Origin of the sequence: Aliiroseovarius pelagivivens (assembly GCF_900302485.1) — a bacterium.
Taxonomy (GTDB): domain Bacteria; phylum Pseudomonadota; class Alphaproteobacteria; order Rhodobacterales; family Rhodobacteraceae; genus Aliiroseovarius; species Aliiroseovarius pelagivivens.
Genome location: NZ_OMOI01000001.1, coordinates 120,662 through 142,603 on the forward strand (window position 1 = coordinate 120,662; position 21,942 = coordinate 142,603).

General features: G+C 59.7%; 20 protein-coding genes. 10 read left to right on the top strand and 10 right to left on the bottom strand.

The window, feature by feature from the left end:
- Nucleotides 1-2 precede the first annotated feature (2 nt).
- Nucleotides 3-599, top strand: coding sequence for a recombination mediator RecR (recR, locus tag ALP8811_RS00625; protein ID WP_108855272.1), 597 nt, complete (start codon nucleotides 3-5; stop codon nucleotides 597-599).
- 8 nt (nucleotides 600-607) lie between these two features.
- Here the strand turns inward: recR and ALP8811_RS00630 are convergent, their stop codons facing one another.
- The 3 genes from ALP8811_RS00630 to argH all read right to left on the bottom strand — a co-directional run bounded on the left by ALP8811_RS00630 (nucleotide 608) and on the right by argH (nucleotide 6,076).
- Nucleotides 608-3,223 carry a DUF4175 domain-containing protein gene (locus ALP8811_RS00630; RefSeq protein ID WP_108855273.1) on the bottom strand — a complete coding sequence of 872 codons (2,616 nt, stop codon included), beginning with the start codon at nucleotides 3,221-3,223 and terminating at the stop codon, nucleotides 608-610.
- Nucleotides 3,180-4,445 (bottom strand): diaminopimelate decarboxylase, encoded by a 1,266-nt coding sequence (gene lysA / locus ALP8811_RS00635; RefSeq protein ID WP_108855274.1) that lies wholly within the window; start codon nucleotides 4,443-4,445, stop codon nucleotides 3,180-3,182. Before lysA ends, ALP8811_RS00630 begins: the two co-directional genes overlap by 44 nt.
- A 233-nt stretch (nucleotides 4,446-4,678) precedes the next feature.
- Complete coding sequence (gene argH, locus ALP8811_RS00640) at nucleotides 4,679-6,076, bottom strand: argininosuccinate lyase (protein ID WP_108855275.1); 1,398 nt, start codon at nucleotides 6,074-6,076, stop codon at nucleotides 4,679-4,681.
- Between the two features lie 178 nt (nucleotides 6,077-6,254).
- On the opposite strand from argH, the gene ALP8811_RS00645 reads away from it, so the two are divergent.
- Nucleotides 6,255-7,457 (top strand): lytic murein transglycosylase, encoded by a 1,203-nt coding sequence (locus ALP8811_RS00645; RefSeq protein WP_181363655.1) that lies wholly within the window; start codon nucleotides 6,255-6,257, stop codon nucleotides 7,455-7,457.
- Here ALP8811_RS00645 and ALP8811_RS00650 read toward each other — a convergent pair.
- Nucleotides 7,454-8,038 carry a DNA-3-methyladenine glycosylase I gene (locus ALP8811_RS00650; RefSeq protein WP_108855276.1) on the bottom strand — a complete coding sequence of 195 codons (585 nt, stop codon included), beginning with the start codon at nucleotides 8,036-8,038 and terminating at the stop codon, nucleotides 7,454-7,456. The genes ALP8811_RS00645 and ALP8811_RS00650 overlap by 4 nt on opposite strands.
- A gap of 190 nt (nucleotides 8,039-8,228) precedes the next feature.
- On the opposite strand from ALP8811_RS00650, the gene ALP8811_RS00655 reads away from it, so the two are divergent.
- From ALP8811_RS00655 to yddG, 5 genes are all read left to right on the top strand, one after another.
- Complete coding sequence (locus ALP8811_RS00655; RefSeq protein WP_245924631.1) at nucleotides 8,229-8,978, top strand: EAL domain-containing protein; 750 nt, start codon at nucleotides 8,229-8,231, stop codon at nucleotides 8,976-8,978.
- 159 nt (nucleotides 8,979-9,137) lie between these two features.
- The gene (locus ALP8811_RS00660) at nucleotides 9,138-10,313 is read left to right on the top strand and encodes an acetyl-CoA C-acetyltransferase (protein WP_108855278.1); all 1,176 of its coding nucleotides are present in this window, start codon (nucleotides 9,138-9,140) and stop codon (nucleotides 10,311-10,313) included.
- Nucleotides 10,314-10,497: 184 nt separating this feature from the next.
- Entirely contained in the window at nucleotides 10,498-11,220 is a 723-nt protein-coding gene (gene phbB, locus ALP8811_RS00665) for an acetoacetyl-CoA reductase (RefSeq protein ID WP_108855279.1), read from the top strand.
- A gap of 296 nt (nucleotides 11,221-11,516) precedes the next feature.
- The gene (locus ALP8811_RS00675; RefSeq protein ID WP_108855281.1) at nucleotides 11,517-12,452 is read left to right on the top strand and encodes a transcriptional regulator GcvA; all 936 of its coding nucleotides are present in this window, start codon (nucleotides 11,517-11,519) and stop codon (nucleotides 12,450-12,452) included.
- A 2-nt stretch (nucleotides 12,453-12,454) separates the two neighbouring features.
- Nucleotides 12,455-13,330, top strand: a complete 876-nt coding sequence (yddG, locus tag ALP8811_RS00680; RefSeq protein WP_108855282.1) for an aromatic amino acid exporter YddG — start codon at nucleotides 12,455-12,457, stop codon at nucleotides 13,328-13,330.
- A 16-nt stretch (nucleotides 13,331-13,346) separates the two neighbouring features.
- Here the strand turns inward: yddG and ALP8811_RS00685 are convergent, their stop codons facing one another.
- The 3 genes from ALP8811_RS00685 to ALP8811_RS00695 form a co-directional block, all read right to left on the bottom strand.
- Nucleotides 13,347-13,520 carry a YdcH family protein gene (locus tag ALP8811_RS00685; RefSeq protein WP_108855283.1) on the bottom strand — a complete coding sequence of 58 codons (174 nt, stop codon included), beginning with the start codon at nucleotides 13,518-13,520 and terminating at the stop codon, nucleotides 13,347-13,349.
- 126 nt (nucleotides 13,521-13,646) lie between these two features.
- The gene (locus ALP8811_RS00690; protein WP_108855284.1) at nucleotides 13,647-14,405 is read right to left on the bottom strand and encodes a tRNA1(Val) (adenine(37)-N6)-methyltransferase; all 759 of its coding nucleotides are present in this window, start codon (nucleotides 14,403-14,405) and stop codon (nucleotides 13,647-13,649) included.
- Between the two features lie 6 nt (nucleotides 14,406-14,411).
- On the bottom strand, nucleotides 14,412-14,627 hold the full coding sequence (locus tag ALP8811_RS00695) for a putative signal transducing protein (RefSeq protein WP_108855285.1): 216 nt from the start codon (nucleotides 14,625-14,627) through the stop codon (nucleotides 14,412-14,414).
- 59 nt (nucleotides 14,628-14,686) lie between these two features.
- Between ALP8811_RS00695 and ALP8811_RS00700 the strand changes: the two genes are divergently transcribed.
- Nucleotides 14,687-15,682, top strand: a complete 996-nt coding sequence (locus ALP8811_RS00700; protein ID WP_108855286.1) for a polyprenyl synthetase family protein — start codon at nucleotides 14,687-14,689, stop codon at nucleotides 15,680-15,682.
- Between the two features lie 95 nt (nucleotides 15,683-15,777).
- Here ALP8811_RS00700 and ALP8811_RS00705 read toward each other — a convergent pair whose 3' ends face one another.
- The 3 genes from ALP8811_RS00705 to ALP8811_RS00715 form a co-directional block, all read right to left on the bottom strand.
- Nucleotides 15,778-16,608, bottom strand: coding sequence for a 4-(cytidine 5'-diphospho)-2-C-methyl-D-erythritol kinase (locus ALP8811_RS00705; RefSeq protein ID WP_108855287.1), 831 nt, complete (start codon nucleotides 16,606-16,608; stop codon nucleotides 15,778-15,780).
- Entirely contained in the window at nucleotides 16,605-18,326 is a 1,722-nt protein-coding gene (locus ALP8811_RS00710; protein WP_181363656.1) for a tetratricopeptide repeat protein, read from the bottom strand. Before ALP8811_RS00710 ends, ALP8811_RS00705 begins: the two co-directional genes overlap by 4 nt.
- Before the next feature lie 122 nt (nucleotides 18,327-18,448).
- Entirely contained in the window at nucleotides 18,449-20,101 is a 1,653-nt protein-coding gene (locus ALP8811_RS00715; RefSeq protein WP_108855289.1) for an electron transfer flavoprotein-ubiquinone oxidoreductase, read from the bottom strand.
- 292 nt (nucleotides 20,102-20,393) lie between these two features.
- On the opposite strand from ALP8811_RS00715, the gene greA reads away from it, so the two are divergent.
- Both greA and ALP8811_RS00725 read left to right on the top strand, forming a co-directional pair.
- Entirely contained in the window at nucleotides 20,394-20,864 is a 471-nt protein-coding gene (gene greA, locus ALP8811_RS00720) for a transcription elongation factor GreA (protein WP_108855290.1), read from the top strand.
- A gap of 2 nt (nucleotides 20,865-20,866) precedes the next feature.
- On the top strand, nucleotides 20,867-21,937 hold the full coding sequence (locus tag ALP8811_RS00725) for a hypothetical protein (protein WP_370738855.1): 1,071 nt from the start codon (nucleotides 20,867-20,869) through the stop codon (nucleotides 21,935-21,937).
- The last annotated feature ends 5 nt before the right edge of the window (nucleotides 21,938-21,942 follow it).

Sequence of the window (21,942 nt, forward strand, 5' to 3'; positions counted from 1 at the left end):
AAATGTCAGAAGCACCGCGTGATATCGAGAACCTGATCGAGCTGATGGCGAAGCTGCCAGGGCTCGGTCCGCGCTCGGCCCGTCGGGCGGTGCTATATCTGATCCGCAAGCGCGCGCTGGTGCTGACGCCCTTGGCGGATGCGATGCAGGCGGTGGCGGAAACTGCACGGGAATGCGTGACCTGCGGCAATGTTTCGACCTCGGATCGCTGCGACATCTGCGTGTCCGAGAAACGCTCAACCGGCGAAATTTGCGTGGTCGAAGATGTGGCCGATCTGTGGGCGATGGAGCGTGCCGGCTTGTTCAAAGGCCGCTATCACGTGCTGGGCGGAACGCTGTCCGCGCTGGATGCGGTCGGACCCGAGGATTTGGGCATTCCGCGTCTGGTGCAGCGTGTTGTTGATGACAATATCAGCGAGGTCATCTTGGCTTTAAATGCCACCGTCGACGGCCAAACCACTGCCCATTACATAGCCGACGAACTTGAAGGCCGCTGTCTGGTGTCCTCGCTGGCTCAAGGTGTCCCCATCGGGGGCGAGCTGGATTATCTGGACGAGGGTACGATCTCGGCCGCGCTATCTGCGCGCAAGCGGATGTAAGCTGCGGCTCAGAACTGATCCAACAGACGTTTCAAATAATCGCGTTCCAGCTCTGGGCGGTCAGATTCGCCCGACCGCTTGCGCAATTCCTGCATCAACTCTTCCGCTCGGCGATAGGTCTCGTCCGTGTCCCCCAAAGGACTGTCGGTCGAGGTCGCCCCCCCGCGTCCGGACTGGCTGCGCCCCAGCGGGTCTTGATTAGAGGCCCGGTCGCTTTCGCCTGGGTTTTCACCCTGCTGACCGTTTTCGCGTGCCTGTTGATTGGCCATCGCCTCGTCAAACTGGCGTAGACCTTCGCGCATGGCTTCCATCGCGTCGGCTTGCTGGTTCAGAGCTTCGGGAATGTCGCCTTGCTCTAGCGCTTCGGCGGCTTGTCCCATCGCGCGGCCTGCTTCGTCCAACGCGTTACGGGCGGCCTGTCCAGCTGGATCACCGGCCCCGGGCAGATTGCGTCTTTGGGCATCCAATTCGTTTTGTAAGGCGCGTTGACGATCCGCAAGGCTGGTGCCGGGATCTCCGCCACCTCCTTGTTGCTCGGTCTGCCCATCCTGTGCGCCACCTTCACCATTTTGTCCTTGCTCGCCGCCGGAGCCTTCGTGGCTTTGCCCGCGCCCCTGACCGCCGTCGCGCCCTTCGTTGTCTTGGTTCTCACCGGCCTGAGACCCTTGACCCTGTTCCTGGAGGTCGCGGAAAGCCCGGTCCGACAGGCCCTGCTGTTGGCGCATGGTCTCGCGTAATTCGTCACGCGCAGCGTCTCCGGGGCGTTGGCTTTCGCCACCCTTCGAAGCCTGCATGTTCTCCATCATCCGGCGCATCTGATCGAGCATTTCCATCGCTTCCGCTGTACGCCCTTCGCGCATCAGTTCCTCGATCTGATCCATCATCGCTTCCAGATCGGACTGGCTGAGTTCGATTAGATTGTCGGGTTGTGGCGCGTTCGGATCACCTTGCGGGTCCTGCTGCGCCAGCTGCTCAACATAATCGCGCATCGCATCACGGAATTCGTCCATCAATTCGGCCAGTTCCTCGGGCGTGGCCCCGTCGCGCATGGCTTGTTCCAACCGGCGCTGTGCTTCTTCCATGCGCGCGCGCGCGTCGTCCAGTTGGCCATCTTCCAATTCGACTGCGACATCCCACAGAACCTTGGCGATTTCGTCCCGCAGATCCTCGGGGACACCGTTCGCAATTTCGGAGAAGGCCAGACCCGCCTCGAGCCGCCGGATCGCCCCGCGCAGTTGCAGATAGATACCTTCGGGCAGGGACAGGTCCTCGGGGTGGAATAGCGTGGCGCGCAACACTTGCGACACGCGCCGGGCATTGGCGCGGTTCCACACCAAGTCTCGCCGTTGCTCGATCAGCGCCTTGGCGATCGGGTTCAGGAAACGGCGGGCTGGCAGGATCATGGGAAAGGGGTCGCTGTCCCCTGTTTGCTTTGCGCCATCCTGCGTCTGAAAGGTTAGGGTAACGGGCAAACCCGCATAGGGATGCTCGATCAGGTTTTCCTGCAGCACGCCTTCGATCATGGTGCGCGCGCCGCGGTAGGGCAGGGGCAGGTCCACCGTCACTTCTGAACGAGGTTCCGGGTCGATGGTTAGCCCGTGATCCCGCGTTATATCGTCAAGCGACAAGGCGATGATGACTGCGCCGCCGGTGACGCCATAGTCATCGCTTGCGACGAAGCCGAGCGTGAAATCACCGTTGAGCTGCCGGGTCAGCGGTCCGTTCGGGCGGACTGTGGGGGGCGTGTCCTCAAGTGCCGTGATCGCCCAGCGGCGCATCTCGGGCCCTGCGATGGACAAGGTGCCGCTGCGCGTGATCCGCTGGCTCAGGCTTGGGGCCGCTCCTGCATCGGTGTCCAGAATTGAGCCTTCGAACCCCAAGGCCTGTAGATCGCCGTATCGGCGCAGGGTCAGGCGACTGCCCTTGGGGGTGGTAAGCGTCCCATCCGGCTGATCATCCAGATACAGGCTGGGTTTGCCAGTATAGGCAGGCGGTTCGATCCACCCTTCCCAACTGGCTGCAATCTGTGCCGCGGCACCGTCTGTGTCTGCTGGTGGGCCAAATTGCCATGGTCCAAATCCAATCGCCATCACAGCCCCGGTCGCAGCGATCAGCCGCAAGGCATAGGGGTCTTTCCGCGCTACCCGCAGATCGGGTGCAACCGGCCGCGCGTCGTTAAGGCGCGCAAGCATCCGGTCCTGATGGGCCTGCCACAGCTGGGCCGAGGCAACGTCGTCCACTCCGGTGGCTTGATCATCTTGAAGCGTGGCAATGGGGTGGCCCGTCAGGCGGTCATCCAGCCGTCGAAGGGCGTGCCCCGATGTGGGCCAGATAAATCGGCGGGCAGCAAAAACAAGGCAGATCAGCGCGGCCAATCCCATAAGGGCGATCACCGGCCAGCCGCGAAACCCACCGAACCCCGCCAGCGCAATCGCCGCCAATCCCACGGTCGCCAAGGGCCAGCCAGATTGCCAGAGCCGTTCCAAAACCATCCCGCCCCTTGTCAAAGCCAAGGGCCAACGAAGGCGCTTTTGCACCTTCTGGGGCAGGTCGGGCCGGGTCACCGGACCCGTGGAAACATCACAGCCATTCTGGAATGGTATCGCGTCCCAGCATTTCTTCATAGGTGGGACGTGCGCGGATGACGGCATATTGATCGCCCATCACCAGCACTTCGGGGATCAGGGGGCGCGAGTTGTACTCGGACGCCATCACCGCGCCATAGGCTCCGGCCGAGCGGAAGGCGATCAGGTCATCGGGTTTCAGGCTGTCCAGATCGCGGCCTTTGGCGAAGGTGTCGCCGGTCTCGCAGATCGGGCCAACAATGTCATAGCGCGATTTTTCTTCACCGGGTGCGGTTTCAACCACGGGAATGATGTCGTGATGCGCCTCGTACATGGCGGGGCGCACAAGGTCGTTCATGGCGGCGTCGACGATCAGGAAGTCCTGCCCTTCGCCCTCTTTCACATAGATGACGGAGGTAACCATGATGCCGGCGTTGCCCGACACCAGACGGCCCGGCTCGATCTCGATCTCGCAGCCCAGATGGCCGACGGTTTCCTTCACCATCTGCCCGTATTCGATGGGCAAGGGCGGGGCTTCATTTGAACGCTCATAAGGAATGCCAAGCCCGCCGCCCAGATCAAGGCGCGTAATGTCGTGGCCGTCTTCGCGCAGCGCTTCTGTCAGCTCTGCCACTTTTTCATAGGCCTCACGGAAGGGCTGAAGCTCGGTCAGTTGGCTGCCGATATGCACGTCGATGCCGACGGCTTTCAGGCCGGGTAGGGATGCGATTTCGGCATAAACTTCACGCGCACGCGCAATCGGGATGCCGAACTTGTTTTCAGATTTCCCGGTCGAGATTTTGGCGTGGGTTTTCGCGTCCACATCCGGGTTCACGCGCACGGTAACGGGGGCCACGACGCCCAGCTCGCCGGCGACCTCGGACAGGACGCGCATCTCGGGCTCGCTTTCCAGATTGAACTGGCGGATGCCGTTCGTCAGCGCCAGACGCATTTCATCACGGGTTTTGCCAACGCCCGAAAAGACGATCCGCTCGCCGGGGACACCTGCAGCAATCGCGCGGCGGTATTCGCCCCCCGAGACCACGTCCATGCCCGCACCCATTTCTCCCAGCAGTTTCAGCACAGCGAGGTTCGAGTTGGATTTCACTGCGAAACAGACCAGATGATCCGCCCAATCCAGCGCTTCGTTGAACAGCCCGATATGGCGTTTCAGCGTTGCAGAAGAATAGACATAGAAGGGCGTGCCAACTTCGGCAGCGATCTCTTCAATTGATACGTCTTCCGCGTGCAATACGCCATCGCGGTAAAGGAAATGGTCCATCTTGGGCCTCGTCTGTCTGCGCTTTCACGATGCCCTAGCGGAACTGGGCGTCTCGCTCAACCCTCGGCCTTGATCGCAATGAAAAAACGCCGGTCGTGGTGACCGGCGTTTTCTAGGTAGATGCGGTGCGATTTACTGGGCCGCGACATCCTCGGCGGATCCGGGGCGGATGGGCTCGCCATCGGCGCCGCAAGCTGCCAGCCCCAGAAGGGCGGTGATCAGAAGCGCGCGGATCATGCCAGCGCCTCGGTCCAGCGCGCGATCTGTTTGCGTACTTCGCTGGGCGCGGTGCCGCCATAGCTGGTGCGCGAGGCGACCGAGTTATGGACGCCCAGCACGCCGAACACCTCGTCGGTGATCTGCGCGTTGACCGACTGCATGTCTTCCAAAGACAGGTCGGGCAGATCGCAGCCACGTTCTTCGGCCATTGCCACCAATGATCCGGTGACGTGGTGGGCGTCGCGGAACGGCATGTTCAGCGCGCGTACGCACCAGTCGGCCAGATCGGTCGCGGTCGAGAACCCGGAGGAGGCCGCGGCCTCAAGGCTTTCGGTGTTGGCGGTCATGTCCGAAACCATCCCGGTCATCGCAGCCAGCGCCAGCATCAGGTTGTCGGCGGCGTCAAAGACTTGCTCTTTGTCTTCCTGCATGTCCTTGGAATAGGCCAGCGGCAGGCCCTTCATCACAGTCATCAGACCGATATTGGCGCCCATGATCCGACCGATTTTGGCGCGGATCAGCTCGGCGGCATCCGGGTTGCGTTTCTGCGGCATGATCGACGAGCCGGTCGACCATTTGTCCGACATGCGCACAAAACGGAACTGAGCAGATGACCAGATCACCAGCTCTTCCGCGAAGCGCGACAGGTGCATGGCGCAGAGGGTGGCGGACGACAGGAACTCCAGCGCGAAGTCACGATCCGCCACGGCGTCCAGCGAGTTTGCGGTCGGACGATCAAAGCCCAAGGCTTCTGCGGTCATGTGGCGGTCGATGGGGAAAGAGGTCCCGGCCAGCGCGGCGGACCCCAGCGGGCTTTCGTTCATCCGCGCACGGGCGTCGCGGAAGCGGGACATATCGCGGCCGAACATCTCGACATAGGCCATCATGTGATGGCCCCACGTCACGGGTTGCGCGGTTTGCAGGTGGGTGAAGCCGGGCATGACCCAGTCGGCACCCGCTTCGGCCTGACCCAACAGCGCGCGGATCAAGGCCTCGAGCCCATCAATTGCTGCGTCCATCTGGTCACGGACCCAGAGCTTGAAATCGGTGGCAACCTGGTCGTTGCGCGACCGGGCGGTGTGTAGGCGACCCGCGGGTTCGCCGACGATTTCTTTCAAACGCGCTTCGACGTTCATGTGAATGTCTTCCAGCGCGGTCGAGAAGGCGAAGTTGCCCGCTTCGATCTCGGCCAGCACAGTCAACAGACCTTCGCGGATGACCTTGGAGTCATCTTCGGTGATCACACCGGTCGCGGCCAGCATCGCGGCATGGGCGCGCGAGCCTTCGATGTCCTGTCGCGCCATGCGCTGGTCATAGCCGATCGAGGCGTTGATCGCCTCCATGATCGCATCGGGACCCGCCGAGAACCGGCCGCCCCACATTTCATTCGCGGATTTCGTGTCGTCGCTCATGATCTGCCTTTCAGGACATATTTCTTCTGGGGAATGCTATACGCGGCAAGGCGGGTGGGTGCAATTGCTCTGGCCCGGTTCCGCATGGCGTGGATCTGCCGATCCGACCGGATTGTCTTTGTCTCGCCCCGTGCTGTCCTTAAAGTGGCTAGGCAAACCGCCGTCAACAGGACCCCAGATGCCCCAACACTCCACCCTATTCAGCCGCCGCATGGCGATGGCCACGCTGACCGCTGCGGTCGTGATGCCAGGTCGAGTGCTGGCCGACAGCGGGTTTTCGGGCTGGTTGTCGGGCTTTTCGTCCAAGGCGCGGTCGGCCGGGGTTGGTACTGCGGCCCTCAAAGCGCTCGGGCGGGCAGAATACCTGTCCTCGGCCATCAAGTCGGACCGCCGCCCCGCGGAAACGGCCCGCAGCTTGCAGGACTATATCGCATCGGCGGCGTCATCCCAGCGGATCAAGGGTGGGCAGAGGGCGTTGGCCCGCTACCCCACGCTTTTAAAGAAGATCGAACGGAAATACGGCGTCCCGAAAGAGGTTATCGTCGCGATCTGGGGCATGGAAAGCAGCTTTGGTGCAGTGCGCGGGTCGGCCTCGGTTCTGTCGACGCTGGCCACACTTGCCTATGAAGGCCGTCGCCGCGATCTGTTCGAGGCCGAGCTGATGGCCGCCCTGCGCATCCTAAGTTCAGGCGACGTGTCGCCATCGCGCATGAAAGGATCTTACGCCGGGGCGATGGGGCACACGCAGTTCATGCCCAGCTCGTATCTGGCGCACGCGCAGGACTTTAATCGTGATGGCGCGCGCGATATCTGGTCGGATGATCCGACGGATGCGCTGGCGTCGACCGCTGCCTATCTACGTGCAAAGGGGTGGACCAAAGGCCAGCCTTGGGCGATCGAGGTCCGCCTGCCCGATGGGTTTGATCTGGCGTTAACCGGGCGGATCTATCCGCGTCGTTTGCGCGACTGGGGCAAGATGGGCGTGACGGATACGGATGGCCGGGCGCTTTCCGGAGCAGACAGCGGCGCGCTGATTCTACCAGCTGGCCCCAAAGGTCCGATCTTTATGATCTTCCAGAATTTCCACGTGCTGAAGACCTATAATTATGCCGACAGCTATGTGATCGGCGTGGGTCATCTGTCTGATCGCCTTGCCGGAGGTCGCGCGATTCAGGCTGGCTATCCCAGCAAACCATGGGGAATGACCTCCAAGGAACGTCAGGCGCTTCAAAAGCGTCTGAATGATCGGGGTTTTCAGGCGGGCCGCCCCGATGGCGTGATCGGTGAAAAGGGTCGCGCTGCCATTCGTGCGTACGAAAAATCGCGAGGCATGCCCGTGACCGGTGTGCCCAGCATTCAGCTTTTAGCAAGCCTGAGTTAGACTTGATCATGCCGGTGGCAGCTGACCACATGGTTGTTGAACAACCCGCAGGCTTCCATCCACGCATAGACAATCGTCGGGCCGCAAAACTTGAAACCGGCTTTCTTTAGATCTTTCGATATCTGTGTGGATAGCGGGGACGAGGTCGGCACCTCATCCAACGTCTTGTAGCGCCCGTTCAAAGGCGCGCCGTCCACATAGCTCCACATCATATCCCGAAAGGCGTCTGCGCCGCCCAAGTCCAGATAGGCCTGCGCATTGGTGATCGTGGCCGCGATCTTGCCGCGATGCCGGATGATGCCCTTGTCTTGCAGCAGTCGGTCAATCTCGGGCTCGCCCCATGTCGCGATCTGTTCGGGATCAAACCCTTCGAAAGCCGCGCGAAAATTATCTCGCTTTTTAAGGATCGTGATCCAGCTTAGCCCAGCTTGAAAGCCGTCCAGGATCAGTTTTTCCCAAAGAGCGCGCCCATCCCATTCAGGCACGCCCCATTCAAGGTCATGATATTCCTGATAAATAGGCTCGGTCCCGCACCACGAGCAGCGGGGGGTGTCGGGGCTTTGCGACGGGGAATGGGTCATATTGTCAATTCCGTGAAAGTTTTAGGCAACTTGTCTGATTTACGTCTCATTAGCATAGAATTGCCACTTATGGTCGTACGGCAGCAGAGGCGACACAATGTTCAACTTTGGAAATAAGACATCCCCAAACGTGCAGACGCAAGACCCTGTAGAGGGCCCGATAGGGGATCCGCTAAGCTCGGCCATCGGGATGCGGGATAAGGATGCGATCAGCCTTGTACGTGAGGCATTGCGAAAGAAACGTGTCCGGCTGGCCTTTCAGCCCGTCATTCAAACGACCAACCCAGATCGCCGTGCGTTCTTCGAAGGGCTGATACGGGTTCTGGATTCTAACGGGCGGGTGATTCCCGCCAGGGACTTTATCGACTCGGTCGAAGATCAAGAGTTGGGGCGCAAATTGGACGCGCTTGCGTTGGAAAAAGGGTTGGAGGCGTTGCAGGCCGAACCCAACCTGCGGTTGGCCATCAATATGTCTGCCCGATCCATCGGCTATCCGGGTTGGAAGAAGGTATTGGAACGCGGACTTGAAGATGACCCGCATCTGGGTGAACGCCTTATTCTTGAGATCACCGAACGCACGGCGATCACCATGCCGGAACTGGTGCAGGTCTTCATGGCTGAGATGCAAGGTCATGGCATCAGCTTCGCGTTGGATGACTTTGGGGCAGGCTATACCTCGTTCAAATACCTTAAGGATTTCTATTTCGACATCATCAAGATTGATGGGGAGTTCATTCGCGGGATACATAGTGACCCGGACAATCAGATCCTTACGCAGGCAATGGTTTCGGTCGCGCGGCATTTCGACATGTTCACCGTCGCGGAAAGTGTCGAAACGGCCGAGGATGCGGCCTTTTTGACGCAGATCGGCGTGGACTGCATGCAGGGATATTATTTCGGCGTACCAACCTTGGATCCCTATTGGCGCAAAGCAGCCTAGATACGTGTGATAACGCAACCATTCTCACGCCGCTTGATTTTCTCTGCAATGCAGCACAGGATGCGCTCAGCAATGATCGTGCGGAACGTCGCGCGTTTTGGAAACTTCTGAAACGCGCGTCATTTCGTTGATCGTAAGTCTGGAGGAAAAGGAAGCATCATGACCAATGTCGTAATCGTATCGGCCGCGCGCACCGCCGTGGGCAGTTTCTCGGGTTCATTCGCGAACACGCCCGCCCATGACCTCGGCGCAGCCGTTCTGGCCGAGATCGTCGCCCGCGCGGGCATTGACCCGTCTGAGGTCAGCGAGACCATTCTGGGCCAGGTGCTTCAGGCTGGTCAGGGTCAAAACCCTGCACGTCAGGCGCATATCAATGCGGGTTACGCGAAAGAGGCTTCGGCTTGGGGTATCAACCAGGTTTGTGGCTCGGGCCTGCGCACCGTTGCACTGGGCGCACAGCATGTTCAGCTGGGTGATGCCGCAATCGTGGCCGCCGGTGGTCAAGAGAACATGACCCTCAGCCCCCACGTCGCACACTTGCGTGCCGGGCACAAAATGGGCGACATGAAATTCATCGACTGCATGATCAAAGATGGTCTGTGGGATGCGTTCAACGGCTACCACATGGGCCAGACCGCTGAAAACGTCGCAGAGAAATGGCAGATCACCCGCGAGATGCAGGATGAATTCGCCGTTGCTTCGCAAAACAAGGCTGAAGCTGCTCAGAAAGCTGGCAAATTCGCCGACGAGATCATGCCGTTCACCGTGAAAACCCGCAAGGGCGACATCATCGTGGATCAGGATGAATACATCCGTCACGGCGCCACAATGGAAGCCATGCAAAAACTGCGCCCGGCCTTCATCAAGGACGGTTCGGTGACCGCTGCAAACGCTTCGGGCATCAACGATGGCGCGGCCGCCGTTCTGCTGATGTCGGCTGATGAAGCCGAGAAGCGTGGGCTAGAGCCGCTGGCACGCATCGCGTCCTACGCGACCGCTGGTCTGGACCCGTCGATTATGGGTGTTGGCCCGATCCACGCGTCGGGCAAGGCGCTGGATAAGGCGGGCTGGAAAGCTCAGGATCTGGATCTGGTCGAAGCCAACGAAGCCTTCGCTGCGCAGGCCTGTGCCGTGAACAAAGACATGGATTGGAACCCGGACGTGGTCAACGTGAACGGCGGCGCCATCGCCATCGGTCACCCGATCGGTGCCTCGGGCTGCCGCATCCTGAACACGCTGCTGTTCGAAATGAAGCGCCGCGAAGCCAAGAAGGGTCTGGCGACCCTTTGCATCGGCGGCGGCATGGGCGTGGCTATGTGCCTCGAACGTCCGTAAGCTTGAAAAGAACGATGAAAAAGGCGCCTTAGGGCGCCTTTTTTGTTAAGCGCTTTGTCGTGCTCTTGTCGCAACCGCAAAATAAAACTCTGCATTGCGGCAAAATGTTTGCGCAATAATATTGCGCAAGTTAATTTGAAAATGTAACAGAGTTTCAGACTCAGATTCGAAGTGGAGGAATAACATGGCCCGAGTTGCACTCGTCACCGGTGGTTCGCGCGGAATTGGCGCATCAATTTCAAAAGCGCTGAAAGCGGAAGGCTACGAGGTCGCCGCGACCTTCGCTGGCAACGAAGAGAAGGCAGCTGCCTTCACCGCAGAGACCGGCATCAAGACCTACAAGTGGAATGTTGGCAGCTATGAGGAAAGCAAAGCTGGCATCGCACAGGTTGAAGCTGACCTTGGTCCTGTCGACGTGGTTGTTGCCAACGCAGGCATCACCCGCGACGCACCTTTCCACAAGATGACCCCCGAACAGTGGCAGGAAGTCATCGACACCAACCTGACCGGCGTGTTCAACACCGTACACCCGATCTGGCCCGGCATGCGCGAGCGTAAGTTCGGCCGCATCATCGTGATCAGCTCGATCAACGGTCAGAAAGGTCAGTTTGCTCAGGTAAACTATGCCGCGACCAAAGCTGGCGATCTGGGTATCGTCAAGTCGCTGGCACAAGAAGGCGCACGTGCAGGCATCACTGCCAACGCCATCTGCCCCGGCTACATCGCGACCGAAATGGTTATGGCGATCCCGGAAAAAGTGCGCGACTCGATCGTTGCAGGGATCCCGGCCGGCCGTCTGGGCGAACCGGAAGAAATCGCACGCTGCGTAGCCTTCCTGGCTTCGGACGATGCGGGCTTCATCAACGGCTCGACCATCTCGGCCAACGGTGCGCAGTTCTTCGTTTAATTACGCAGGACAATCACAATTTAAGGGCTGGCCGCTTTGGCCGGCCCTTTTTGTTGGCAGATGTGGTGTCAGCAAAGCCAGGCGCGTCGACATCCAAAGGCCAATGTTTCGAAAGACCAAGGCACGCTCTTCATGTGCGCGCTGATAGGCAGCTTGAAGCTCGGTCTGGGTTGTCGCGGTCTCCAACATGGTCCTGGTCCTCTTAAGTCCACTTTGTGTGATCTCAATATGGGGTGTTGAAATGCAGGCGACAAACGAGACTTTCAAAGGTTTCAGATAAGTGTTACTTGACTGAGATGAGTGACCGTCTGCCTCCGCTAACCGCCCTGCGCGCCTTTGATGCTGCTGCCCGCCATATGTCATTTCAGAAGGCTGCCGCCGAACTGAACGTGACGCCAGCGGCCCTGTCTTTTCAGATCAAATCACTGGAAGAGCACTTTGGCGCACCACTTTTCCATCGTTTGAATCGAGCCGTGGAGCTGACCGAGGCTGGACGTCTTCTGGCCCCCGGTGCGGCGGATGGGTTCGAGATGTTGACCGGCGCCTGGCGCAATGCGCGACGCAGTTTGGACAGCAATACGTTAACCGTGACGGCAGGCCCGGCGTTTACGTCGAAGTGGCTTGCACCGCGGCTGTATGCCTTCGCCCATGATCATCCCGAGATCGAACTTCGCTTCGCGGCGGGTCTGAAAATGGTGGATCTGAACCGGGACGAGGTCGATGTCGCCATCAGATTTGGATACGGTCCGGATGACGGGCTGTACTCTCATCCGCTGGCAAACGAGTGGCTGACCCCAGTGATGCTGCCCTCACTGGCCGAGAAGTACCCCGAGCCAAAAGACCTGCTTTCTGCCCCGCTGATCCACAACACTTCCGATGATTTCTTGAACCCGCCATGCGATTGGCCTGCGTGGCTGCGCGCGGCAGGGGTCCAAGGCACACCCCGAATCGCATCTGTGTTTTCGCAGCCCGACCACGCACTGGATGCAGCGATGGCCGGGGTGGGTGTGGTTCTTGGGCGTCGCGCCTTTGTGGTGAAATATCTGGCCGAGGGGCGTCTGGTTGCACCCTATGGATTGGCCCTGTCCACCCAAGCGCGGTTCCGCTTCTTGTGCCGTCAGGGACAGGAAAACCGACCGGCGATTGCTGCGTTCCGCGATTGGGTTATTGCAGAGATCGCAAAAAACACGCATGTGACGGAAAGTTTGAAAATCGTTTCGGTCGAGGACTAGTCGTGACACGGAAAACTGCCACCTTCATCGGGTTCATAGCTGTGTTGCTGTGGTCGCTTCTGGCGCTGTTCACCGTGGGAACTGACCCTGTGCCGCCCTTCCAGCTGGCCGCCATGACCTTTCTGGTAGGCGGAACGTTGGGTGTGATCTGGATTGCCGCGACCGAAGGTCTGGGGATCCTGCGCACCGTAAGCTGGCGGGTCTATGCGTTCGGGACGTTGGGCCTTTTTGGCTATCACGCCTTGTATTTTTCCGCCCTACGCATGGCGCCTGCTGCCGAGGCGGGGCTGATCGCCTATTTGTGGCCCCTTTTCATCGTGCTGTTTTCCGGACTTCTGCCCGGTGAAAGCCTGCGTCCGATGCACGTGATCGGTGCGCTGATTTCGTTTGCTGGTGCGGCTTTGATCGTGCTTGGCGGGGCAACGGGGTTTGACACGGCTGCACTGCCGGGCTTTGCGCTGGCCTTCCTGTGCGCGCTGACATGGTCCGGGTACTCGGTTCTGTCACGACGACTTGGGAATACGCCCACGGCCTCGGTCGTGGTGTTCTGTTTGGCCACTGCCGTCTTGTCCATTGGCGCACATTTGCTGTGGGAGGACACAGTTTGGCCCAACGGCACAATGGGCTGGGCATCCGTCGCAGGGCTTGGATTGGGGCCAGTCGGGTTGGCCTTCTATGTCTGGGATGTGGGGGTAAAGCGCGGTGATATTCAGCTTCTGGGCGTCGCGAGCTATGGCGCGCCGTTGCTGTCCACGCTTGTATTGATCTTGGCTGGTGTGGCCCAGCCCCACCCGTCGTTGCTGATCGCGGGTGTGTTGATCACCGTAGGTGCATTGATGGCGGCACGGGCCAGTGCCGGTTCGTCAAAACAGACCTGACCCATGCCTAAAGTCGTCAGGCCGTAGCCGTCGTCAGCCGTTCAATTTCTTCCTTGAGCTGGAGCTTTTGCTTTTTTAGTTCGGATATCTCGGCGTCTGTACTGCCGGGCGAGCGCTGGATCTCTTCGACTTTCTCCGAGAGGACCTCGTGTTTCCTGCGCAGCTCTTCAAGATGCGAACTCATGCTCATGGGGATCCTCCTGTTGGTTTATATAACGTACCGAGTGCACCACACTTTTTCCCGCTTGTCACGAAAACGTTGTAAAACTCTGCGGGGAATCGCTGACGTGGTTGCGCGGGTTTTAACCGGGATCGCTTATCCCCAGTTCAGCGCCGCGCCGTCACGCAAGATGGCCTGTATCGCAGGCGTATAATGTTCGCGATCGGCGGTGTGCGTGTCACCTTCATGCAGCACAATTGGCGCGGACAGACGAAACGCCGCGCGCCCACCTTTGCGAGCCTGCAATAGCAACAGTTTTGCCGCGCGCCCAGTGCGGGCTGAGAAGGGTTGGACGACAACTGACCCCAGTCGATCATCCAGCGCTGATAGAATGTCTGGCAGCCGCTCGGCCGCGTTGATCATTGTCAGCATCCCGCGCGGTTTCAGGCGCCGTGTGGCCTGATCCATCCAGGCCGCCAATGGTGTCTCTTCGCCCATTGCCTGTTCACGGGCATCATGCGGCGACATGCTGCCCCGTGTCCGGTCGAAATAGGGCGGGTTCATAATCACATGATCAAAGCTTTGGGCACGCAAAGCCTCGGGCATCTGCGCCAAATCCCCATCATGTACGGTCAGCGAAATTCCGTTGTCTTCCGCATTCTTGCGCGCCATTTCCGCATGATCTGCCTGACGCTCAATCCCGTGAAGCTCCAACCCCGGCACGCGTCGCCCAAGACACAAGGACGCAGCTCCGACACCGCATCCCAGTTCCAGCACAGACTGGCCGGTCTGTGCGGGCACGGCGCTGGCCAAAAACACCGGATCGACGCCCGCGCGATAGCCCGTTTTGGGCTGAGACAGCACCAGCTGCCCGCCCAGAAAGTCATCCCGTGTCAGATTGTCAGAGTGCATCATAGCCTTTTAGCTTTCGAAGGCGATATCATGGTCACGCAGGATCGCGCGGGCGATGAACAAATCCTCGTCCCGCACCATCAGGCGGCGCGGCAAAATGCCAATGGATCCTTCCAGTGCACTCATATGGACGTCCATCGCAAAGCAAGCTATATCCTCGCCTGTAAGAAGGGCGGTGACGAAGGGGATCATGGTTGGATCTGTGGTTCTCAGAAGCTCTTTCATGCAATCCGAGATAAGGGCATCCCTGCCCATTTGTCGAGCCGGTTGACGGGAAGGTGAAGATGCTGATCGAAGCTGCACATAAACCGCATGAGCGTCTGGGCCAGCATTTGGCCGAGGACATGGAGTCCGTGAACACGCTGATTCGCGAACGTATGGCCTCGAAACATGCCCCGCGTATTCCCGAAGTGACTGCGCATCTGGTTGATGCGGGCGGCAAGCGCCTGCGCCCAATGCTGACTTTGGCGGCGGCACGGCTTTGTGGCTATGACGGCCCCTATCACATCCATCTGGCTGCAACGGTCGAGTTCATTCACACCGCGACCCTGCTGCATGATGACGTGGTGGACGAAAGCGCCCAACGTCGTGGCCGGCCCACCGCGAACCTTTTGTGGGACAACAAATCCAGCGTTCTGGTCGGTGACTACCTGTTCTCGCGTTCGTTCCAGCTGATGACCGACACGGGGTCGCTGGATGTGCTGCGCATCCTGTCCAATGCCTCGGCCACGATTGCCGAAGGCGAAGTGCTACAGCTGACTGCGGCTCAGGATCTGTCGACGGACGAAGACATCTATCGTCAGGTTGTCCGCGGCAAAACGGCAGCGCTGTTTTCAGCGGCGACCGAAGTGGGTGGCGTCATCGCAGACGCCCCGGCCGATCAAGTGAAGGCCCTGTTTGAATATGGCGATGCGTTGGGCATTTCCTTCCAGATCGTTGATGACCTGCTGGATTATTGGGGCGGCGACGCCACAGGTAAGAACATCGGCGACGATTTCCGCGAACGCAAACTGACCCTGCCGCTGATCAAAGCTGTGGCTAAGGCAGACGGCGAAGAACGCGCATTTTGGACCCGCACGATCGAAAAAGGCCGTCAGGAAGAGGGCGACCTGGAACATGCTCTGGTGCTGCTGAACAAACACGGCGCGCTTGAAGATACACGGGCCGAGGCGATTGCCTGGGCCGACAAAGCCAAAGCGGCGCTGACCGTCTTGCCCGACGCGCCGATCCGCCACATGCTGCACGACATCGCGGATTACGTGGTCGCACGCCTGAACTAAGCGCTTATTTTCTTACCGGAAATATCCTGGGGTGAATGCGCGAAGCGCAAAGGGGCAACGCCCCTCAAGGCTCACGAAGTGAGCCACCAATAGCCCTACGACAGCTTTGCAGCTTCCACCCACCACTCAGGCTTGGCTTGCGCCAGAGCACTCGCACCCGCCCGCGCAGCGTCCTCGGTTTCGAACAGCGCAAAACACGTCGCCCCAGATCCCGACATGCGTGCCAATCGTGCGCCGGGTAGATCAGCCAGCGCGTCCAAAACATCCCGAATGACCGGAGACCGCGCAATCGCGGGGGCTTCTAGGTCGTTGCGTTGGGTTGCCAGCCAGTCGATGAATGCGCCAGCCTTCATGCCCTGCGGGATCCGCTTAGGCATGGGTGGGTTTTGCTTATCTTCCAACGCTTTGAAAACCTCAGGGGTGGGCACATCTACGCCAGGATTGGCCAGAATCGCGAACAGGGGCGGCAGGCCGGGGCAGGGGGCGACGTCTTCGCCAATCCCGCGCATTCGGGCCGCTTGCCGCATCAGGCAGACACGCACATCTGCGCCAAGCTCGGACACGCCTTCGGGTAACCTTGTGTCGCCGATCAGGTCCGAAAGCGCCAATATGGTCGCCGCCGCGTCCGAGCTTCCGCCCCCGATTCCTGCTGCAGCAGGCAGGTGCTTCGACAGAACGATATGGACAGGCACGCCAAACAGATCAGCCGCGCGGGCGACAAGGTTCGTGCCATCCGTAGGCACGCCCGCGGCGCGTGGGCCAATCACCTCAAGTCGGTTCGCCTCAGCAGGCATCACAGTAATTCGGTCGCCCACATCGGCGAAGACCACAAGGCTGTCCAACAGGTGATATCCATCCCGCCGCTGCCCCGTGACATGCAGGGTCAGGTTCACCTTCGCGGGGGCGAAAACCTTGGTGATGCTCATTCGGAGGCGTGCAGGGGATCGGCCCCTTCTTCTTCCAGAACCACGTCCAGACCGACCTCGAGCTTGCGACGGATGCGGTCGGGGTCAAGCTCGGTCAGGTCAGTGTCATCGGTGATGAAGCTTAAGGAGCGTCTCCATTGGAACTCGGCCTCGCGTTTGCGGCCAACCGCCCAATAGGTATCGCCCAGATGGTCGTTCAGAATGGGTTCCACCGGTTCCAGCTCGACCGCGCGTTCCATTTGCTCGACGGCCTCGTCATAGCGGCCCAAGCGATAGAAAACCCAGCCCAGACTATCGACGATATAACCGCGATCCGGGCGGGCCGCGACGGCGCGCTCGATCATCCCCAAGGCTTCATCCAGTTTCTCGTGACGTTCCACCAACGAGTAGCCCAAATAGTTCAAGACTGTGGGTTGCTCAGGGCTTAGCTCCAGCGCTTTGCGGAAATCGGCCTCGGCGGCGGGCCAGTCGTCCAGCTTGTGAGCGGCAATCGCGCGTTGGAAATATGTGGGCCATTGGGTGGAAAGACCGACTTCAAAGCGGGCAATGGCAAGGTCATAGGCATCGCGTGCTTCGGCAAAGCGATCCTGCTGCATCAGAGTGTCCCCAAGCGCCACGCGAAAGCGCAATGTGCCGGGGAAGGTGTCTGCCAAGGTGCGCAGCTCTCCTGTGGCTTCGTCCAGCCGGTCAGCGCGGCGCAATACATCAGTGCGGCCAAGGGCCGCGTGCTGATATGCAAAGCTGTCTTGCGGAACCCGACCATAGGTTTCAATTGCCAGTTCAAGATGACCCATTTGTTCAAGAATCTGGGCTGACAGAACCAGAACACCTGCATGGGTCGGCGCCAGATGTTCGGCCAAGCGGTTGTAAAGCAGGATGCCGGTCTGGTCGCCTTCGGGCCCGACCGTTTCAGCAACAGCAAACAGAAGCTCGGCGATTCCGTCCTGCGGCGAACGGATGACGTTGAAGTCTAGCGTCTTTCCGGCCTCAAGATCCGTAATTACCTGTTCAACTTCAGGATCCGTCATGCCGGACTGTGCGGCCTTCATCAGCGCAATAGCGTCCTCTTGGCGGTCGCTTTGGCTAAGCGTCTGGGCATGGGCAAACAGGCCCGAGCGATTTAATTGCAGCGCGCCGCGCTCGCCCCCCAGAATGCTGGCCGCGCCTTCGAAGTCTCCGACATAGGCCAGCGCCAAGGCTTTTTGATACAGCGTGAAGCCAATGCTGGCGTCGTCTTCGCCCAGCGTGTCAAAAATAGTCAGCGCATCCGACATCTTGCCCTGTCCAATGCGGATCCAGGCCTGAATCATCTGATCAATGACGGGTGCGATCGACACCTTGGTGCCCACAAGTTCGGTCGCCGTGTCCCAGTCATCATCCGCCAACGCGTCGCCCAATAGAACAAGGGCTGCGATCTGGTTGCCTTCGCTGACCGAGGCCAGCCGACGTGCATAGGGCAGCGCATCGTCCAATTTTCCAAGCGCGATCTGGGCGACGATCAAACCTTCCAGAACGTCCAGATTCTCGGGGTCTTGGGCAATCGCGCGCGTGCCGTATTCGACCATCTCGGGGAAACTGCGCGACAGATCGGCATGGCGTGCGGCAAGATAAGCCCCCGCCGCACTGTCCGCGTAAGCGGCGGTTCCGACAGCGCATTGTGCGGTCAGAAGGGCAGGAAGAGCAAGGCGGCGCAGGGCCGAAGATGTGAGGCGGAACAAGGGCATATATTCCTTAAGTCGCAGCAGGTTTGTTTCTGTAAAACCTAGTGTGCCTTCTAGTTGAAAACAATGAGGGGCAGCACATGGCCGCCCCTCTTTGTCGCTTTTTTGATCGCGCGCGATCACATGTTCGGATAGTTCGGCCCGTCGCCGCCCTGCGGAACCGTCCAGGTGATGTTCTGGCTGGGGTCCTTGATGTCACAGGTCTTGCAGTGCACGCAGTTCTGGAAGTTGACCACAAAGCGCGGGTCTTTGCCGTCTTCTTCGACCACTTCATAGACGCCGGCCGGGCAGTAACGCTGCGCGGGCTCTGCGAACTCGGGCAAGTTGACCGAGATCGGCAGATCCGGGTTGGCCAGCTTCAGGTGGCAGGGCTGGCTTTCCTCGTGGTTGGTGGCCGCGAAGGACACGTTGGTCAGGCGGTCAAACGACAGGGTGCCATCGGGCTTCGGATAATCGATCTCGGGATAATCCTTGGCTTTGCCGGTAACTTCCGCATCGTTCTTGCCGTGTTTCACGGTGCCGAAGGGTGACCAGCCGGTGATCGACTGTACCCACATGTCCAGACCGCCCAGCATCAGCGATGCGGTCAGGCCGTACTTCGACCACAGCGGCTTGACGTTGCGAACCTTCTTCAGGTCTTTTGCAACTTCGCCGGTGCGCAGTTCTTCTTCATAGTCGTTCAGCTCGTCACCGGCGCGGCCTGCCTTGATGGCTTTCACCGCAGCATCCGCAGCTGCCATGCCGGACAGCATCGCGTTATGGTTGCCTTTGATGCGCGGCACGTTCACCAGACCGACCGAGCAGCCCAGCAGCGCTCCACCCGGGAACGAGGCTTTCGGCATCGACTGATAGCCGCCCTCGGTGATTGCACGCGCGCCGTAAGCCACGCGCTTGCCGCCTTCCAGCAGCTTGGCAATCTCGGGGTGATGCTTGAAGCGTTGGAATTCCATATAGGGATACAGATGCGGGTTCTTATAGTTCAGGTGAACCACGAAGCCGACGAACACCTGATTGTTTTCCAAGTGATAGATGAACGAGCCACCACCGGCGTTCGACCCCAGAGGCCAGCCCATCGTGTGGGTCACAGTGCCTTCGCGGTGCTTGGCGGGGTCGATCTCCCAGATCTCTTTCATGCCGATGCCGAACTTCTGAACGTCGCGGCCAGCCTGAAGGTCGTATTTGCCGATGATCTCTTTCGCCAGCGAACCACGGACACCTTCCGAGATGAAGACGTATTTACCGTGTAGCTCCATGCCCGGCTCGGTGTTCTCGCCATAGGAACCGTCAGCTTCCAGACCGAAGACGCCTGCAACGACGCCCTTCACTTCGCCGTTTTCGCCGTAGACCAGCTCGGATGCGGCCATGCCGGGGAAGATTTCCACGCCCAGCTCTTCGGCTTGCTCGGCCATCCAGCGGCAGACATTCGCCATCGACACGATATAGTTGCCGTGGTTGTTCATCAGCGGCGGCATCGGCCAGTTCGGCACGCGGATGTGACCTGCCGGCCCAAGCACAAGGAAGTTGTCTTTCTTCACTTCCGTCTTGATCGGCGCACCTTTGTCTTTCCAGTCCGGGATCAGCTTGTCCAAGCCGCAAGTGTCCAGCACGGCACCTGACAGGATGTGCGCGCCCACTTCCGAGCCCTTTTCAAGCACCACGACCTCAAGGTCTGGGTCTTGTTGTTTCAGACGAATGGCGGCGGACAGGCCTGCGGGGCCTGCGCCCACGATGACCACGTCGTATTCCATGCTTTCGCGTTCGATGTCGCTCATAATCTTTTCCCCGGTCGATCCGTTTCGCAAGATCGTTAGCTTGACGCACAGGTCGGGTCAATCAGGACACGACGTTACAAGGGCTTGATTCCGACAAATTTGCCGAACCACGGCTTTGTTTGCGCTGACACCGGCAGCTTGGGCTTGGAATGCCTATTTCGGATCCAATCACTGGGGCAAACAAGGGCGTTGCAAATCGCGCCGGATTGCTAGATTTTCGACACGACCGAGCCGCAATGAGAACACGCTGTCAGGCGCACTGGTGCCGGGCGACAATAAATGAACAGGTTTGATGGAAAAGATACCTTTGACCCGCGCGGGACACGCCGCGCTGAATGACGAATTGAAGCAGCTGAAGTCAGTAGAACGCCCCGCGATCATCGAGGCGATTGCCACCGCGCGCGAGCTTGGCGACCTGAAAGAGAATGCTGAATATCACTCTGCGCGTGAAAAGCAGGGCTTCATCGAGGGCCGCATCAAAGAGCTGGAAGGCATTCTGTCGCTGGCCGAGGTGATCGACCCGAAGAGCATGTCGGGTGCAGTCAAGTTTTCGGCGACCGTTACGATTGTTGATGAAGATACCGACGAAGAGAAGACCTATCAGATCGTGGGCGAACCCGAGGCCGATATCGAAGCGGGTAAGCTGAACATCAGGTCTCCGCTGGCCCGCGCCCTGATCGGCAAGGAAGAAGGCGATAGCGTCGAAGTGCGCACGCCGGGTGGCGAGAAAGCCTATGAAATCCTGAATATCGACTGGATCTGACCGTGGCAGACAAGCCCCAGAAGAAGGCCGCAAAGCCGCACCCCCCTAAAGGTGCTGCACCTTTGGAGCTGCTGGACGAGGCCCCCTCGCTTAGCGCGACCGAAGTGATCGGCCTTGCCTTGTCCTTTGTCTGGCTGGCGGCTTGTGCAATGTTTTTCATTGTTCTGGGAACCGGATCGTCGGAAGGCGAATTTGATCCGTTGCGTTTCGTGATGGTCGTGGTGGCGATCGCCATGCCGGTTGCGATGATCTGGGTGGCTGTTGCCGCGATGCGCTCGGCCCGGATCATGCGGCAGGAAAGCACCCGGCTGAAGGCCGCCATCGACGGGATGCGCACGGCGTATCTGCAGCAGCAACAAAGCATTGGCGGACCTGGCGCACAGGCGTCGAAGGTGGAGCAGAAGCTGGAAGAGATTGCCAAGGTCTCGCGCCGGACAGAAACCGCGTTGGCGACTTTTGTGTCGATTCGCCCCGGTATGCCCAGTTTGGCCAACCCGTATCCCGCGCCGATTGCCCCCGCCATGGGGGCTGACGAAGCGCCGAAAGATCCCGATGATCAGACGAAGCTTGAGCTTGGCACGCCGGCGGAAGACATGATCCCGCCATTGTCGATCGAGGATTTCATCCGCGCGATGCATTTCCCCGAGCACGCTGAAGATGCCGAGGGCTTCCGCGCCCTGCGTCGTGCCCTTGAAGACCGGCAGGTGGCGGGGTTGATTCAGGCGGCTCAGGATATTCTGACCCTGATGTCGCAGGACGGCATCTATATGGATGATCTGCGCCCTGACCGCGCCCGACCCGAGGTCTGGCGCAAGTTCGCAGCTGGAGAGCGCGGTAAGGGTATTGCCGCGCTGGGCGGCGTGCGGGACCGTTCGTCTTTGGCTTTGACGGCTGGGCGAATGCGCAAGGATCCGATTTTCCGCGACACCGCGCACCACTTCCTGCGCCGCTTCGATCAGACCTTCGCCCAGTTTGAAAAGAACGCCTCGGACGCAGATTTGGCGGCGATGGCCGATACGCGCACCGCGCGGGCCTTCATGCTGTTGGGGCGTGTGACTGGAACCTTCGACTAAGGTTT

Coding starts and splice junctions, on each gene's coding strand:
- phbB (WP_108855279.1), top strand. CDS start 10,498: ATGGCCCGAGTTGCACTCGTCACCGGTGGTTCGCGCGGAATTGGCGCA.
- ALP8811_RS00715 (WP_108855289.1), bottom strand. CDS start 20,101: ATGAGCGACATCGAACGCGAAAGCATGGAATACGACGTGGTCATCGTG.
- ALP8811_RS00690 (WP_108855284.1), bottom strand. CDS start 14,405: ATGATGCACTCTGACAATCTGACACGGGATGACTTTCTGGGCGGGCAG.
- ALP8811_RS00705 (WP_108855287.1), bottom strand. CDS start 16,608: ATGAGCATCACCAAGGTTTTCGCCCCCGCGAAGGTGAACCTGACCCTG.
- greA (WP_108855290.1), top strand. CDS start 20,394: ATGGAAAAGATACCTTTGACCCGCGCGGGACACGCCGCGCTGAATGAC.
- lysA (WP_108855274.1), bottom strand. CDS start 4,445: ATGGACCATTTCCTTTACCGCGATGGCGTATTGCACGCGGAAGACGTA.
- ALP8811_RS00660 (WP_108855278.1), top strand. CDS start 9,138: ATGACCAATGTCGTAATCGTATCGGCCGCGCGCACCGCCGTGGGCAGT.
- argH (WP_108855275.1), bottom strand. CDS start 6,076: ATGAGCGACGACACGAAATCCGCGAATGAAATGTGGGGCGGCCGGTTC.
- ALP8811_RS00695 (WP_108855285.1), bottom strand. CDS start 14,627: ATGAAAGAGCTTCTGAGAACCACAGATCCAACCATGATCCCCTTCGTC.
- ALP8811_RS00655 (WP_245924631.1), top strand. CDS start 8,229: ATGCGGGATAAGGATGCGATCAGCCTTGTACGTGAGGCATTGCGAAAG.
- ALP8811_RS00630 (WP_108855273.1), bottom strand. CDS start 3,223: ATGAAGAAATGCTGGGACGCGATACCATTCCAGAATGGCTGTGATGTT.
- recR (WP_108855272.1), top strand. CDS start 3: ATGTCAGAAGCACCGCGTGATATCGAGAACCTGATCGAGCTGATGGCG.
- ALP8811_RS00645 (WP_181363655.1), top strand. CDS start 6,255: ATGCCCCAACACTCCACCCTATTCAGCCGCCGCATGGCGATGGCCACG.
- ALP8811_RS00650 (WP_108855276.1), bottom strand. CDS start 8,038: ATGACCCATTCCCCGTCGCAAAGCCCCGACACCCCCCGCTGCTCGTGG.
- ALP8811_RS00685 (WP_108855283.1), bottom strand. CDS start 13,520: ATGAGCATGAGTTCGCATCTTGAAGAGCTGCGCAGGAAACACGAGGTC.
- ALP8811_RS00675 (WP_108855281.1), top strand. CDS start 11,517: ATGAGTGACCGTCTGCCTCCGCTAACCGCCCTGCGCGCCTTTGATGCT.
- ALP8811_RS00700 (WP_108855286.1), top strand. CDS start 14,687: ATGCTGATCGAAGCTGCACATAAACCGCATGAGCGTCTGGGCCAGCAT.